Annotated in this window: 12 protein-coding genes; 8 read left to right on the top strand and 4 right to left on the bottom strand. The window is 72.5% G+C overall.

Features of this window, described 5'->3' with window-relative positions; all coding sequences use genetic code 11:
- Positions 1–16 precede the first annotated feature (16 nt).
- The 5 genes from IO36_RS18615 (at position 17) to IO36_RS18635 (ending at position 4,465) form a co-directional block, all read left to right on the top strand.
- On the top strand, positions 17–823 hold the full coding sequence (locus tag IO36_RS18615) for a CDP-alcohol phosphatidyltransferase family protein (RefSeq protein ID WP_037621274.1): 807 nt from the start codon (positions 17–19) through the stop codon (positions 821–823).
- A 103-nt stretch (positions 824–926) separates the two neighbouring features.
- On the top strand, positions 927–1,817 hold the full coding sequence (locus IO36_RS18620) for a DNA-3-methyladenine glycosylase family protein (protein WP_051900631.1): 891 nt from the start codon (positions 927–929) through the stop codon (positions 1,815–1,817).
- A gap of 127 nt (positions 1,818–1,944) precedes the next feature.
- Entirely contained in the window at positions 1,945–3,084 is a 1,140-nt protein-coding gene (locus tag IO36_RS18625; protein WP_037621278.1) for an ABC transporter ATP-binding protein, read from the top strand.
- Positions 3,081–3,794 carry an ABC transporter permease gene (locus IO36_RS18630; RefSeq protein ID WP_051900632.1) on the top strand — a complete coding sequence of 238 codons (714 nt, stop codon included), beginning with the start codon at positions 3,081–3,083 and terminating at the stop codon, positions 3,792–3,794. Before IO36_RS18625 ends, IO36_RS18630 begins: the two co-directional genes overlap by 4 nt.
- A complete protein-coding gene (locus IO36_RS18635) occupies positions 3,791–4,465 on the top strand; it encodes an ABC transporter permease (RefSeq protein ID WP_037621280.1) in 675 nt (224 codons plus the stop codon). The genes IO36_RS18630 and IO36_RS18635 overlap by 4 nt, the downstream gene beginning before the upstream one ends.
- A 61-nt stretch (positions 4,466–4,526) precedes the next feature.
- Here IO36_RS18635 and IO36_RS18640 read toward each other — a convergent pair whose 3' ends face one another.
- The 4 genes from IO36_RS18640 to IO36_RS48215 are packed head-to-tail and all read right to left on the bottom strand — an operon-like array spanning position 4,527 to position 9,324.
- Complete coding sequence (locus tag IO36_RS18640) at positions 4,527–5,138, bottom strand: GTP-binding protein (protein WP_078943291.1); 612 nt, start codon at positions 5,136–5,138, stop codon at positions 4,527–4,529.
- Positions 5,089–5,520 carry a DUF742 domain-containing protein gene (locus IO36_RS18645; RefSeq protein WP_037621884.1) on the bottom strand — a complete coding sequence of 144 codons (432 nt, stop codon included), beginning with the start codon at positions 5,518–5,520 and terminating at the stop codon, positions 5,089–5,091. Before IO36_RS18645 ends, IO36_RS18640 begins: the two co-directional genes overlap by 50 nt.
- Positions 5,521–5,578: 58 nt before the next feature.
- Positions 5,579–6,052 (bottom strand): roadblock/LC7 domain-containing protein, encoded by a 474-nt coding sequence (locus IO36_RS18650; RefSeq protein ID WP_037621286.1) that lies wholly within the window; start codon positions 6,050–6,052, stop codon positions 5,579–5,581.
- A 2-nt stretch (positions 6,053–6,054) separates the two neighbouring features.
- Positions 6,055–9,324 (bottom strand): ATP-binding protein, encoded by a 3,270-nt coding sequence (locus IO36_RS48215; RefSeq protein WP_051900633.1) that lies wholly within the window; start codon positions 9,322–9,324, stop codon positions 6,055–6,057.
- Positions 9,325–9,668: 344 nt separating this feature from the next.
- Here IO36_RS48215 and IO36_RS18660 point away from each other — a divergent pair, with 344 nt between their 5' ends.
- The 3 genes from IO36_RS18660 (at position 9,669) to IO36_RS48945 (ending at position 14,514) form a co-directional block, all read left to right on the top strand.
- Entirely contained in the window at positions 9,669–10,628 is a 960-nt protein-coding gene (locus IO36_RS18660) for an ABC transporter substrate-binding protein (RefSeq protein WP_037621287.1), read from the top strand.
- Positions 10,629–10,896: 268 nt separating this feature from the next.
- Positions 10,897–12,684 (top strand): aromatic amino acid lyase, encoded by a 1,788-nt coding sequence (locus tag IO36_RS18665; protein ID WP_037621289.1) that lies wholly within the window; start codon positions 10,897–10,899, stop codon positions 12,682–12,684.
- Positions 12,685–12,771: 87 nt separating this feature from the next.
- Positions 12,772–14,514 carry a serine/threonine-protein kinase gene (locus IO36_RS48945; protein WP_107065744.1) on the top strand — a complete coding sequence of 581 codons (1,743 nt, stop codon included), beginning with the start codon at positions 12,772–12,774 and terminating at the stop codon, positions 14,512–14,514.
- Positions 14,515–14,529 lie beyond the last annotated feature (15 nt).

A 14,529-nucleotide genomic window follows, 5' to 3' on the forward strand; every position in this document is an offset into this window, starting at 1 on the left:
GGCCGGAGGATCTGCGGTGGCCCTGAACAACATGTACGGCGCAAGGCTCCCCCAGCAGGAGACCATGGTGGGAGCCGGCGTGCAGCTCCTGGTCCTGGCCCTGCTGGGGACGGCGATCGGGATGGGGCCCGCGGGCTGGCTGACCGGCCTGGTGTTCGCCTTCGCCACGTGGGCGGTGCTCACCCGTGCACTGCGGCGCACCCGGCCCCGCTCCTTCGGACCCGCCAACCGGGTCACGCTCGGCCGCGCCATCCTGGTCGGCGGTGTCACCGCGCTGGTCGCGGACTCCTTCGAGAGTTCGCCCCCGGTGAGCCTGCTGGTCGGTCTGACGGCGGTGGCCCTGATCCTGGACGGCGTCGACGGCAAGGTCGCCCGGCGCACCGGCACCTCCTCGGCGCTCGGCGCCCGCTTCGACATGGAGGTGGACGCGTTCCTGATCCTCGTGCTGAGCGTGTACGTCGGCATGTCGCTGGGTCCGTGGGTGCTGCTGATCGGCACCATGCGCTACGTCTTCGTCGCCGCCGCCCGGGTGCTCCCGTGGCTGAACGGCGAGCTGCCGCCGAGCATGGCGCGCAAGACGGTGGCGGCCCTCCAGGGCGTGATCCTGCTGGTCGCGGGCTCCGGACTGCTGCCGTACGACGTGGAGATGGCGGCCGTGCTGACGGCGCTCGGGCTGCTGGTGTGGTCGTTCGGCCGCGACATCCTGTGGCTGTGGCGGCAGGGCGGGCAGGAGCTCGCGCAGGCGGCCCCCGAGAGCCGTGAGCGTCACGAGCGCGTGCCGTCGCGGGAACTGGTCAGCGCGGTTTCCGCCGGCCGCTCGTAGATCTTCCGACGGCCGCCCGTAATAGCTGACAGAGACTGTCAGGTATCGCCTCCACAGTAGGGCTCGTCGACACGGAGAACGTGTCCCGAGCGGGAGGTCCGGTATGGCGCGGCACACGGCCGAGTTCGAGGTGACAGGTCCCTGGTCCCTGGAGAACAGCAGGGAGTTCTGGGAGGAGATGGCGCCCGTACCGCCCGCCGGGCCCCGGGACGGCGCGGGGGCGGCGCTGCGGACCGTCTTCCCCGCCGACACCGACTGGCGGCAGGTCACGGCCGAGGTGACCCAGCAGGGGTCCACCGCCCGCATCACGGTCACGGGTGACGGGGATCTGGACGCCGCCGCCGAGCAGGTGCGCCGCTTCCTCGCCCTGGACGTCGACGCCCGCGGCTGGCCCGGGGTCGGCGACCGCGACCCGGTGATCGGCCGGATCCAGGCACGCCGGCCGGGACTGCGGCCGTGCGGTTTCCACTCTCCGTACGAAGCCGCCTGCTGGGCGGTGCTGACCCAGCGCACCGGGATGCCCGCGGCCCGCCGCATGCGGGAGGACCTCATCTGCGAGTACGGCACCGGCGGCGCGTTCCCGGCACCCGCGGCCCTGCTCCGCCTGGACGCCGAACTGCCCTGGCGCAAGACCGAGTACCTGCACTCCGTGGCGCGGGCCGCGCTCGACGGCGTGCTCGACGGCGCCCGACTGCGCTCCCTGGAACCGCGGGAGGCGATGCACCAGGTCCGACAGGCCAAGGGGCTGGGCGCCTTCGCCGCCGAACTCGTCGTCGTCCGGGGCGCGAACCACCCGGACGTCCTGCCGACGCAGGAACCGAGGCTCGCCGCGGAGATCGCCGAACAGTACGGAACCGAGCGCGAGTTGACCGAGATCTCACAGGCGTGGCGACCGCTGCGCACCTGGGCCGCGCTCCATCTGCGGGTCCTGCGCGGCGACCGGCTCGCCACCGGAGGGGCCTCCGGGACCGGTCCTCGGCGCGCCCTGAAATAGCGGACGTACGCACGACATTCACGATCTGTCATGGCCGGGAACGAACAAGGACTGACTAGACTACGCACTTCTCGTGCACGTGATCGCGCCACGCGCGGGCAAGGCCGTTCCCGAAGGGTTTCGACGCTTGATAGCCATCGAAGATGTCAGCAAGCGATACGCCGACGGCACGGTGGCCGTCGATCGCCTGTCCCTCCAGATACCGGACCACTCCATCACCGTTCTCGTCGGACCTTCGGGCTGCGGCAAGACCACCACGCTCCGCATGATCAACCGTATGATCGAGCCGAGCGGCGGCACGATCCGCGTCGACGGCCAGGACATCCGCGACCGGCCGGTCAACACCCTGCGCCGTTCCATGGGTTACGTCATCCAGAACGCCGGTCTCTTCCAGCACCGGACGATCCTGGACAACATCGCCACCGTTCCCCGGCTGCTCGGCTGGTCCAAGCAGCGCGCCCGCGAGCGGGCCGCGGACCTCATGGAGCGGGTCGGCCTCGACCCGGCCATGGCCCGCCGCTATCCGTACCAGCTCTCCGGCGGTCAGCAGCAACGGGTCGGCGTCGCCCGGGCGTTGGCGGCGGACCCGCCGATCCTCCTCATGGACGAGCCGTTCTCCGCGGTCGACCCCGTGGTGCGCCGGGGCCTTCAGGAGGAACTGCTGCGCATCCAGAGCGAACTGGGCAAGGCGATCGTGTTCGTCACCCACGACATGGACGAGGCGATCACCATCGGCGACCGGATCGCCGTGCTGCGCACCGGCGGCAGGCTCGCACAGTTCGCTGCCCCCGACGAGATCCTTTCGGCCCCGGCCGATCCGTTCGTCGAGGAGTTCCTCGGCTCGGACCGGGGCATCCGCGGTCTGTCGTTCCTGTCCACCCGTGACCTGGAACTCGACAGCTCGCTCCTCCTCCCCCTCGGCTCCGACCGGCGGGAGACCGCCGAACGCCTGCCCGAGGGGACGTCCGTGCTGGTCACGGACACGGACGGCAAGCCGCTCGGCTGGACCGAACCCGACGACTGGGACGGGGACACGAAGACCCTCGAACCGGCCGGCCCGAGCTTCGAGGTGGGCCGCGACTCGCTGCGGGTCGCCCTGGACCGGGCCGTGCTGTCACCGACCGGACTCGCCGTCGGCGTGGACTCCTCCGGGAAGGTCCTCGGGGTCGTGGGGCAGGAACGGATCGCCGCGGCGATCCGGGCGGCCCGGCGCGGCCGGAAGGCGGACGCGCCGCAGGACGCGGCGGCGGTGAAGGCCGGGCGATGAACGGGTTCTTCCACATACCGAGCGCCATCCAGAACAGCTACGGAAGCCTGATCGTCCTTCATCTGGAGGAGGCACTCCTGCCCGTGCTGGCCGGGCTGCTGCTGGCCCTGCCGATCGGGCTGCTGTGCGTCCACTACGACTGGCTGTACGCGCCGGTGCTGTGGACCTCGACGGTGCTCTACGCGATCCCCTCGATCGCCTTCTTCGTGGTCCTCATCGACTACACCGGGCTGAGCCGGCTGACGGTGATGATCCCGCTGTGCCTGTACAGCCTCGTGGTGCTCGTCCCGGCGGTGGTCGACGGGGTCCGCTCGGTCCCCGAGGAGACGAACGCCGCCGCCTCGGCGATGGGCATCGGCCTCGTGCGCCGCTACTTCCAGGTCCAACTGCCCATCGCCGTACCGGCGATCCTGGCCGGGCTGCGGGTGGCCGTCGCCTCCAGCATCAGCCTGGTGAGCGTCGGCGCGCTGATCGGCAACCAGGGCGCGTTCGGCAACCTGCTGACCTACGCGCAGTTGTACCGGCTGCCGCGGCTCGCGGTGACGTCGGTGGTCACCACCGCCGTCCTCGCGATCGTGATCGACGCCCTGCTGGTCCTGCTCCGGCGGGTCCTCACCCCCTGGCAGCCGCCCTCCGGCCGCGCGGCCGCCGGGCGCTCCGGGGCCACGTCCGGCGACTCCCCCGCGCGCACCGCGGAGGGCGCCTCGTGAACGTACTGAACTTCATGCAGTCCTTCTTCAACGACGGATCCCACTGGCACGGCTACGACGGCATCCCGCAGCGCGTGTGGGAACACCTCCAGTACACGGCCGGGGCCCTCGGGATCGCAGCGGCCATCGGGCTGCCGGTCGGTCTGGTCACCGGGCACACCGGGCGGGGCGGCGACGTGCTCGCCTTCCTGTCCGCCGGGGCGCGCGCGCTGCCGACCTTCGGACTCCTGGTCCTGATGTTCGTCTGGCTGGGTCTGGGCATCGTGCCGGTGATGATCCCGCTCGTGGTGCTGGCGATCCCGCCCATTCTCATCACCACGTACGAGGCGATCCGTACCGTGGACCCCTCCCCCGTCGACGCCGCCCGGGGCATGGGCATGCCGGAGGCGCGGATCCTCTTCCAGGTGGAGGTCCCGGCCGCGCTCCCCCTGATCCTCAGCGGGCTGCGCTCGGCCACGATCCAGATCGTCTCGACGGCCACGATCGCGGCGTACGTGTCCCTGGGCGGGGTCGGCCGGTACATCCTGGACGGCCTCTACCAGCACAACTACGAGAAGGTGGCCGGCGGGGCCGCGCTCACGGCCCTGCTGGCGCTGCTGGTGCTGGTGCTGTTCTGGGCGGTGGGCCGGGTGGCGGTGTCCCCGGGCGTGCGCAGGCGCCGGGCGGCGTAGGGACCCGAGACTCGGGACTCGGGCGGGGACGGGGACGGCTTCCGGCCGTCCCCGTCCGCGCTCAGCCCTCGGCCCTGGCCAGGGCGTGTTCGAGGACGACGAGCAGGGCGTCCCGTACGGAACCCCGGTCGCGGGCGTCGAACACGGTGAGCGGCACGTGGTCGGCGACGTCCAGGGCCCATCGCACGTCGTCCAGATCGTGTTCGATCTTGCCGTCGAAGGCGTTGACGGCGACCGCGAAGGGGATCTCGCGGTGCTCGAAGTAGTCGACGGCCGCGTAGCAGTCGTCCAGGCGCCGGGTGTCGACGATGACGAGTCCGCCGAGCGCGCCCTCGACGAGGTCGTCCCACATGAACCCGAAGCGCTCCTGCCCGGGGGTGCCGAACAGATAGAGCTTCAGGGTCGGGTCGAGCGTGACGCAGCCGAAGTCCATGGCGACCGTCGTCGTCACCTTCTCCGGGGTGTGCGTGAGGTCGTCGACACCGGCGGCGACCGAGGTGATCGACGCCTCGGTGGTGAGCGGTTCGATCTCTGAGATGGCCCCCACCGTCGTGGTCTTGCCCACGCCGAAGCCGCCCGCGATCACCATCTTCACCGGCAGCGGCGGCTGGGGACGCCCGTCGTCATCCCTCACGGATCGCGCCCCGGGAGTCGGGGACAGCTCGGAGACCATCGATCACCCTTTTCAGAACGGAGACATCACGGTGGGAGCGGGCCTGCGGCGCGTACAGGGCCAGTTGACCGTCGGCGCGGAGATCGTCGGCGAGGACCCGGACCACGTTCAAGTGCATCCTCAGTCTCGCGGCGATCTCCGCGAGCGACTGCGGCTCGCGGCAGACCGTGATGATGTCGCGGTGCTGATCGAAGACGAAGCGGTCCAGTGTCGCCAGCCCCGCATCGGTGGCCACCACCTGCGTCTCGATCGGTATCGGCGGGACGAGGCTGTCCCCGCCGGCGATCCGTCCCGCTGTCAGCAGGAACGGCCGGACGACCGAGGCAGGGCGCTCCGTGCTCCACGCGCCCTCACCTCCGCCCCTTGCCTCGCCGGACGTCATCACGTCCTCCCCCTTCAGGTCGCGGCGCGTCACCGGTCATGTGACGCGCCGTCGGACATCAGCCGGCCGGGGCGATCCCCACGGTCCTCTTCAGCTCCATCACCAACTGCGGGCTGAGCACCGCGCCGGCCCGGTTGGCGAACAGGGTCATCTCGTAGGCGATGTTGCCGAGCTTCGCCTCCTTCGAGGCGACGACTCCGAGGACCGCTCCGGCGCCGAGCGAGGACACCAGGACGTGCCCTTCCTCCAGGTCGATGATGACCTTGTTGAGGCCCCCGAGGCCGTAGTTGCCGGAGGCCCCCATGGCGAGGCTGGTGATGCCGGAGACGATCGCCGCGAGCCGCTCGGAGTCGGCCTGGCCGCGCAGTTGGGAGACCGCGATGAGCAGTCCGTCGGAGGACACGCCGATCACGTCGACGACTCCGGCCGTCTCTGTGGCGAACCGGTTGAGCAGCCAGTTGAAGTCGGCAGCGGCGGTCCTCACGTCCGCCGTGGATTCCGCTGTGGGGGACTCGGGCCCGCCTGTCCACATGGTCACGTGCTCATGCCTTCCGGGGAAGAGGGTCTTCTGTTCTGGGGATCGGGACCGGCCGGGGCGCCGGGTCTGCCGCCCGGCCGGGTCACCGCGGTCGTGTGGTCCTCGGCCGCGCTCTCGCGTTCGGCCCGCAGGACGGCGGCCTCGAACTCGTCGATCTCGGAGCGGGCCGCCTCGGCGTCCGTGGGCTGCCAGGACGGGGGTCTGCGATGGGGCGGTGGTGCGGCGGGGCGGGGCAGCCGGCTCGACGCGGTGGCCGACTGCAGCGTCGCGCCGCGCACCCTGCGCCGCAACGGACCGGCCTCCCCGGGCCGCTCGGGGCCGGCGGGCGGCGTGGCCCCGTACCCGGCTCCGGTCCGGGACCCGCCGAACGGGGCGGCCTCCGGTCCTGCACCGGGGCGGGAGCCGGTGGGCACCGTGGTCCCGGGGCCGACACCGGGGCGGCGGCTCGTCAACGGCGCGCCTTCGGGGCCGGCGCCAGGGCGGGGGCCGGTGAACCGTGCGCCGCCCTCGGGTCCGGCGCCGGGACGGGCGTCGGGGAACCGCGCGGCCTCGGGACCGGCGCCGGGACGGGTGCCTGGGAAACGTGCACCCTCGCCACCGGCACCGGGGCGGGAGCCGGTGAACGGCGCGCCCTCCGCACCCGCGCCGGGCCGGGAACCGGTGAACGGATCGGCCTCGGCGCCGACAGCGGGCCGGGGGCCGGCGAAGGGATCAGCCTCAGGTCCGGAGCCGGGACGGGAGCCGGTGAACGAATCGGCGCCGACGCCGGACTGTGAGCCGGTGAACGGATCCTCTCCGGGGCCGACACCCGGGCGGGAGCCGGTGGGTACCGCGGTCCCGGGACCGGCGCCGGGACGGGAGCCGCTGAACGGATCGGCCTCGGCTCCGGAGCCGGGAAGGGGGCCGCTGAACGGCGCGGCCTCGGGACCGGCAGCAGGACCGGACCCGGCGAACGGCGCGCCCTCGGGTCCGGCGCCGGGGCGGGGACCGGTGGGCGCCGTGGTGCCAGGTGCGGCGCCGGGGCGAGGGCCGGTGGGTGCTGTGGACCCGGGTGCGGCGCCGGGGCGGAGGCCGCCGTGTGTCGTCGCCCGCTCCGCACCGCTGTCCGCCGTCTCCGAACGGCGGGCGTGGCCCGGGGACTCCCCGGTCCTGGACCAGGCGGGCACCCGGCGGGGCAGGCCCGCGGGTCCGGGCGGGGCCTCGACCTGCGCCCTGCGCGGCTCGGCCGGGCCGGAGCGGCGCGCGGGCGGCTCGATCCGCGGGGCCCGCACGGCGGCGGAGCCCGGGTCACCGGACACGAGATGGGTCGCGGGCACCGCGACGGTGGCGGTGACACCCCCGCCCGGGGTACGGGACAGCGCCACCTCGATGCCCCAGCGCCGGGACAGACCGCCGACCACGAACAGACCGAGGACCTCCGTCGGCGCCAGGTCGAGGCGTTCGCGCCGGATCAGCCGGGCGTTCTCCTGCTCCAGCCGCTCGGGGCTCATCCCGAGTCCGTGGTCGATGATCTCGACGAGGGCTCCGCCCCCTTGGTGGCGGGGCCGCAGGACGACCTCGACTCCGCTGGTCGCCGGGGAGAACATCACGGCGTTCTCCAGGAGTTCGGCGAGCATCAGCGTCAGATCGCCGACGATGTCGGGGACGACGGTGACATCGCCCTCGGCGTGCGGGGTGACGCGCTGGTAGCCCTCGATCTGGCCGAGCGAGGCGCGGACGATGTTGCTGAGCCGCATCGGCTCGGTGTTGAGACCGGTCTCGCTGATCCCGGCGAGCAGCATGAGGCTGTCGGCGTTGCGCTGGAGACGGACGGCGATGTGGTCGATGCGGTAGAGCCGGTCGAGCACCTCGGGGTCGGTCTCGCCACGCTCCACCGAGTCGATCAGGGCGAGTTGACGTGCGGTCAGATTGCTGACGCGGCGTCCGACGTTGCCGAACATCTCGGCGATGTTGCGCCGGCTGACGACCTGGCGTGCCAGCAGCGCGCCGGCGGTGACCTGGACCTGGTTGAACGCCTCGGCCAGTTCGCCGATCTCGTCGCGCACCGGGACCGGGACGGCCTCCAGTCGCGGCGGGCTCGCGTCGTCGGCGTCGTCGTCCGCGACGCGGGCCAGTTCGGTCTTGGCCGCGCCGGCCACGTGCTGGGCCGCGGCCGTGAGGGTGCGTACGGTCCGGACGACGGAGCGCCGGGTGAGTACGGAGAACATCAGCCAGGCGGCGAAGGCGGCCAGGCTGCCGGCGATCAGCCACAGGACCCGCCACCAGGCGGCGTTCGACGCGTCCTGGGCGCTCCCGGCGATCTCGCCGATCAGCGACTGGACGATCTTCAGCCGGTTCTCGGCCTGCCGCTCGTACGTGGGACCCGCGCGCAGTGCCTCGCCGAGCGCGGCCCGCAACTGGGTCGCGTTCTCGGCGACCAGCGCTCCGGGGTCGACCTGGAGCGCGGCCCAGTGCTGGGCGATGACGCTCTGGTAGGGGCTGTGCTCGATCTGGGCGAGATCGGTGCCCTGTTCCGGGCCGGCGAACCGGGTGAACCGGTCGGCCTGGTAGGTGTACTGCTCGTAGTCGCCGACGGCGGCGGTGAACTCGATCAGCGCGTTGGCATCGCGGGTGCGGGCGGCGAACACGCTGGTCTCGAAGGAGGCGTGGGCGGTGTCCGCGCGCAGCAGCGCGTCGAGCAGACCGCCCGCCGAGGAGGAGGACTCGCTGCCCGACCGGCCGAGACCGAGGCCGTCGATGAGCCCCTCGATCACCGATCCGTACGCCGGGTCGATGTTGTCGGCGGGGATCGGACCCTGCTCGACGGTCTGGCGGAGGCTGTCCAGGCCTTCGAGTTCCTTCAGTGCCTGCGCCTCGCCGTCCGGCAACCGGTCGCCGTAGACGGAGCGGACGGCGGCGATGCGGACGCTGACCTTGTCCTGCGCCGCCAGATAGGCGGCCGTGTCCGGCGCGCTCTTGCCCGAGCCGGCCGCCTCGTAGCGCAGGGAGACCAGCAGGGCCTGCCGGTGCTCGGTCTGCACGGCGTCGATGAGCTTCGTCACCTGCACACTGTCGCGCACCAGCCGGGCGGTGTCGGCGGCGGACCGGGCCCGCCCCATCTCGCCGGAGACGACGTAGGCGAGCATCACGGAGATGACGGCGAGCGGCACGATCACCAGGACGTTGAGCTTCCGGCGGAAGGGCCAGCGGTCCAGCAGGGACGGTGTCCGGCCGGTCCCGAGAGCCGTTGCCGGCGGCCCCGAGGCGGCTTTTCTGTGCGCGGGCACCCAACCTCCTTGACTTCATTCCCCGTTGGAAGCCCGAGAGCAGGGCCTGCGTGGATCAGTGGTCACGAGCGAACGCGATCGGGCCGACAAGTGGAAGGGGGCCCTCGACGCGGCCAACACTAGCGGCTGCCGTCAGAGTACGGCCATGATCAACCTAAAAGTGGCCCGTCAGGACGCCTGATTCGCTCCCGTATCGGTCACGTTGCGCCTACAGGCTGAAGCTGTACGGTCCCCATCAGTGATCTATTCGTGTCTTGACGGTAGTTGAGGCGGCTCGATTGGATCGTCAGGACCGTCACCCGCGCCCGACCAGCTTCCTCCGCCCCACCGATTGCCAAGTCTGGATGACCAACGTGACCATCGCCAGAAGCACTCGAACCACTGCAACTTCCGCTGTTTCCCTGCTGGTTGTGGCCGCCGCCGCGCTGACGGGCTGCGGCTCCTCCAACGACTCGGACGCCAAAGACCCGTTGAAGGGCGACACCGCCAAGGCCGGTACGGTCGTGGTCGGTTCCAACAACTTCCCCGAGAGCATCCTGCTCGCCGACATCTACGGCGAGGCGCTCAAGTCCAAGGGAATCAAGGTCAGTTACAAACTGAACATCGGCAGCCGCGAGACCACGTACGGCCTGATCAAGAACGGTACGATCACGGTCCTTCCCGAGTACAACGGCGCACTGCTCGCCTATCTCGACGCCAAGGCCGCGCCGAAGTCCGTCGACGAGACGAACCAGGCCATCTCCGCGAAGCTCGACCCGAAGCTCTCGCTGCTGGTCCCGTCCGAGGCACAGGACAAGGACGCCATCGCGGTGAACGAGGAGACGGCCAAGAAGTACAACCTCACGGCCAAGTCGAGCATCAGCGACCTCGCCGACGTGGCGAAGGACATGGTCGTCGGCGGCTCTCCCGAGTTCCAGACGCGGCAGCAGGGCCTGAAGGGCCTGAAGTCCCTCTACGGGCTGGACTTCAAGAGCTTCAAGGCGCTGGATGCGGGCGGCCCGCTCACGGTGACGGCCCTCCAGAAGAACAACATCCAGGCCGCCGACGTCTTCACCACCGACCCGGGCATCGGCAAGAACAAGTTCGTCGTGCTGCAGGACCCGAAGAACCTCTTCGGGTTCGAGAACGTGACGCCGCTGACCTTCCGGAGCGGTCTGCCGGCGGCGGGTGTCTCGGTCCTCAACGACGTCTCGTCGAAGCTCGACACCGACACCCTGGTCAAGCTCAACGGTGACGTGCAGAACGGCAACAAGGACCCGCTGGACGTGGCCAAGAACTGGCTGGCCTCGGCGGGCCTGAGCTGACGCCGGGACCCGCGGGGGGCTGACGGGTGGCCCCGGGCCGGGAGACCGAACTCCCGGCCGGGCCGCCCGCACCGCCACCCCGGACAGGCATCCCGGACAGGCATCCCGGACTGCCGTCCCCGTGAAGAGGACAGGCCCCCCGGTCCGGCCTCCCGGCAAGACGGCGCCGAACACAGCGCGCGGCGCACAGCACATGGCGCACAGCGCATGGCGTACAGCGCATGGCGTACAGCACATGGCACATGGCTCAGGAGAAAGAACGTCCGGCATGCTCGAGCGCACGGCCGACGCCGCCACCGGCGGCCCGGTCACCGAACACCCGGTCACGGAGAGCGCGCCGCCCGGCACTCCGATCGACGGCCGGGGACTCGACGCCGCCACGGTGGCCCGGGTCGCCGACGGAGCGGAGCCGCCCGCCCTGTCCCCGGTGGCGCTCGCGGCCATGGAACACACCCGGCGGGCGGCCGAACGGCTCGCGGCGGAGGGGGCCCGCGTCTACGGGCGCAGCACCGGTGTGGGGGCGCACCGGGGACTGCCGGTCGAGGAGCACGACGGCGCCGGCCACGACCTGCGGCTGCTGCTGAGCCACGCGGGCGGTGCGGGGGCCGCCCTGCCGGCCCGGCAGGTCCGCGCGATGATGGTGGTGCGCGCCAATCAACTCCTCGCGGCGGGCTCGGGGTTGGGCCCCGAGATACCCACGGCGCTCGCGGACGCCCTGCGGGCGGGAGTACATCCCCGGGTGCCCGAGTACGGGTCCGTGGGCACCGGTGACCTGACGGCGCTGGCCCGGCTCGGGCTCGCGATGTTCGGCCATGACACCTGGACGCGGGACCGCGCGGACTCCGCGGGCCGCTTCGTGGACGGCCTGTCGCCCGAGCGGCCCGTCCCCGAGAGCCTTCCGCTCCGACGGGGCGACGCGCTGGCGCTGTTGAGCAGCAACGCCCTCACCCTCGGGCAGGCCGCGCTCGCCTGGCACGACCTCGGCGTCCCCCTGCGCGCCGCCCACATCGTGGCGGCGCTCTCCCTGTGCGCGGTGGACGGCTCCCTGGAACCGTACGCACCCGAGGTCCACGCGGCCCACCCGCACCCGTCGACCGCCCGCGCGGCGGCCCGCGTCCGAGACGCGCTCGGCGCATCGACCGGAGGCGGAACGGCGCTGCTCGGCGGGATGCCCCAGCCCGAAGCGGCGTTGCTCGGCGGGACGACCGAACCTGGAACAGCCCTGCTCGGCGGGACGGTCCCGCCGGGTCGCGCGGGCCGGAGGCAGGACCGTGTGCCGGCCCCGGTGGAGAACCGCCTGCCGGCCGGGGTCGAGAACCGGGTGCAGGACCGGGTGGAGAAGACTCTGCCCGCCCGGGTGCAGGACCCCTTCGGATTCCGGTGCTTCCCGCAGGCCCACGGCCCCGCGATGGAGGCGTGGTCCGGCCTGGAGCGGGTGCTGTCGATCGACCTCAACTCCGCCACCGAGAACCCGCTCATCGGCTGGGACGACCGCACGGGCGCTCCCGTCGCCCTGCACCACGGCGGCTTCTTCACCGCACCGCTCACCCTCGCGCTCGACCAATTGGGCCTCGCCGTGCTCGGGACGGCCCGCCTCTCGGCGGCCCGGCTGTCCGCGCTCGGCCGCCCCGGACTGACGGGCCTGCGCTCCTACCTCGCCGACTCCTCCTCGGCCGGGTCCGGGATGATGATCCTGGAGTACAGCGCCGCCTCGGCCCTCGCCGAGATCCAGGCGTGCGCCACCCCGGCCGCGCTCGGACACGCGGTGCTGTCCCAGGGCATGGAGGAGGCGGCGACCTTCTCGACCCAGGCGGCCCGCAAGTCGCTGCGGGCAGCGGAGCCGTACCGGCTGGTCCTTGCCTGCGAACTCGTGGCCGCCGTCAGGGCGTTGCGACTGCGCGGCACGGCGCCCGCGCCCGGAACCACGGCGGGCCGCGCCTACCTCCGCGCGGCGGCGGCACTGGACCCGGACATGCGGGACCGCCCCCTCACCGACGACGTGACGACGGCCGCGGCCCTGCTCGACGGGTTCGCCGAACTCGACGGCGACGCGTGAGCGCGCGGGCGCCTGGGCTAGAGTCTGCGCGGTCCCCGGCCGGACGGTATGCCGTGGGCGGGCTGTGCGTTGGGGGATGACGGCACCATGCGGTACGAACACGTGGAACTGACCGGATACGAGATCCGGGAGGTCCTCGGCCGGGGCGGCTTCGCCACGGTCTACCGGGCACACCAGTTGGCGGTGGGCCGGGAGGTGGCGCTCAAGGTCGACAGCAGGACGCTGGTCTCGGACCGCGACCGGCAGCGTTTCCTGCGCGAGGTCACGGCGGCGGGCCGGCTGTCCGGGCACCCGCACGTGGTCCCGGTCCACGACGCGGGCGTCCTCGCCGACGGCCGCCCGTACATGGTGATGGAGCTCTGCCCCGGCGGCTCGCTCGGCGACCGGCTGCTCCGCCGTGGACCGCTCGCCGTCGAGGAGGCCCGGAACATCGGGCTCGGCATCGCCGACGCGCTGGCCGCGGCGCACTCCGCCGGGGTGCTGCACCGTGACATCAAGCCGGGCAACATCATGGTCAACCGGTACGGAGCCGCCGCCCTCACCGACTTCGGCCTGGCCGCCATGCCGAGGCCGGGCCAGGACCTGTCGGTGACCCGCGAGGCGCTGACCCCGGCCTACGCCCCGCCCGAGGCCTTCCACCTGGCGGAGCCCACCACGACGGGCGACGTCTACTCGCTCGCCGCGACGCTCTACGCCCTCCTGCGCGGCCGTCCGCCGCACCACCCCGACGACGGCACCCAGCTCAGCCTCGCGGAACTCATCGTGCGGCACACCTGGCCCTACGCCGACCTGCCCGGGGTGCCGAGCGCCCTCAACGACGTGCTCAGGCACGCCCTGGATACAGACCCCTCCTCCCGGCTGCCGGACGCGACGGCACTGCGGGACGCCCTGGCCGCCGTCGACCTCGACGGCGCGGTCCGGGGAGCGTTCGGACCGGCGTCCCGTACGGCTGCCACCGTCCCCGCCCACCGGGACACACCCCCCACGTCCTACACCCTCCCCCCACCGCCCACGGACCCCCGAATCCCGGGCCCGGACCCGGACCCGGACCCGGCAGGCGGAACGACAGGACCGCCCCCCGACGACGACCGAACCGAAAACGACCACGACCACGACCACGACCGGACGTCGGGCGGCGGTGTCCGAACCGAGGACACCCGCGACCGCACCTCGGGCGCCGGCGGCGGCACGACCACCGTCGCGGAGCCCGCGGGCCGCCGGTCCCGCCGATGGGGTCCGGGCCTGATCGGCGTGCTGGCGGCGGTGGTCACGGTGAGCGTCTCGGTCACCTGGGTGGTCCAGGAGTACGGGCCCGGGAACCACCCCGGCTCCTCCTCCACGCGTTCCCCGGCACCCGGCGCCTCGGGCAAGGTCACGCCGGACCCCGCCGCGGCCTTCGGCGGCACCCGGACCACCCGGCGGGGCTGTGCGGCCTCGGACGTCGAGGGTGTGGGCGGCCGCTGCGTCACGACCCCCGAGTGCTGGAGCGGCATCACCGACATCTCGGGGACGATCACGGTGAGCCGCGCCGACTGCCACGCGGCACACGTGTGGGAGACCTTCGCGATCGCCCCGCTGCCGAAGGACGGGATGACGTACAACGCACGGGATCTCGTCCGGCATCCCGACGTGAAGGCGCTCTGCTCCCAGCAGGTCCTGCGCAACTCCCTGACGTCCGCGAGCCGTTCGGACGGCACCCGCTGGGACGTGGACGTCCTCCCGCCGACCGCCCCGCAATGGGCGGAGGGACTGAGGGTGTTCCGCTGTGTCGCCGCGGCGTTCACGGACGACGGCGAGACCACGGGCAGCCACTTCGGCGTGAGCGGCTGAAGAGGACCGGCCCCG

The sequence above is a fragment of the Streptomyces aureus genome, assembly GCF_000725495.1.
GTDB classification, from domain to species: Bacteria; Actinomycetota; Actinomycetes; order Streptomycetales; family Streptomycetaceae; genus Streptomyces; species Streptomyces aureus_B.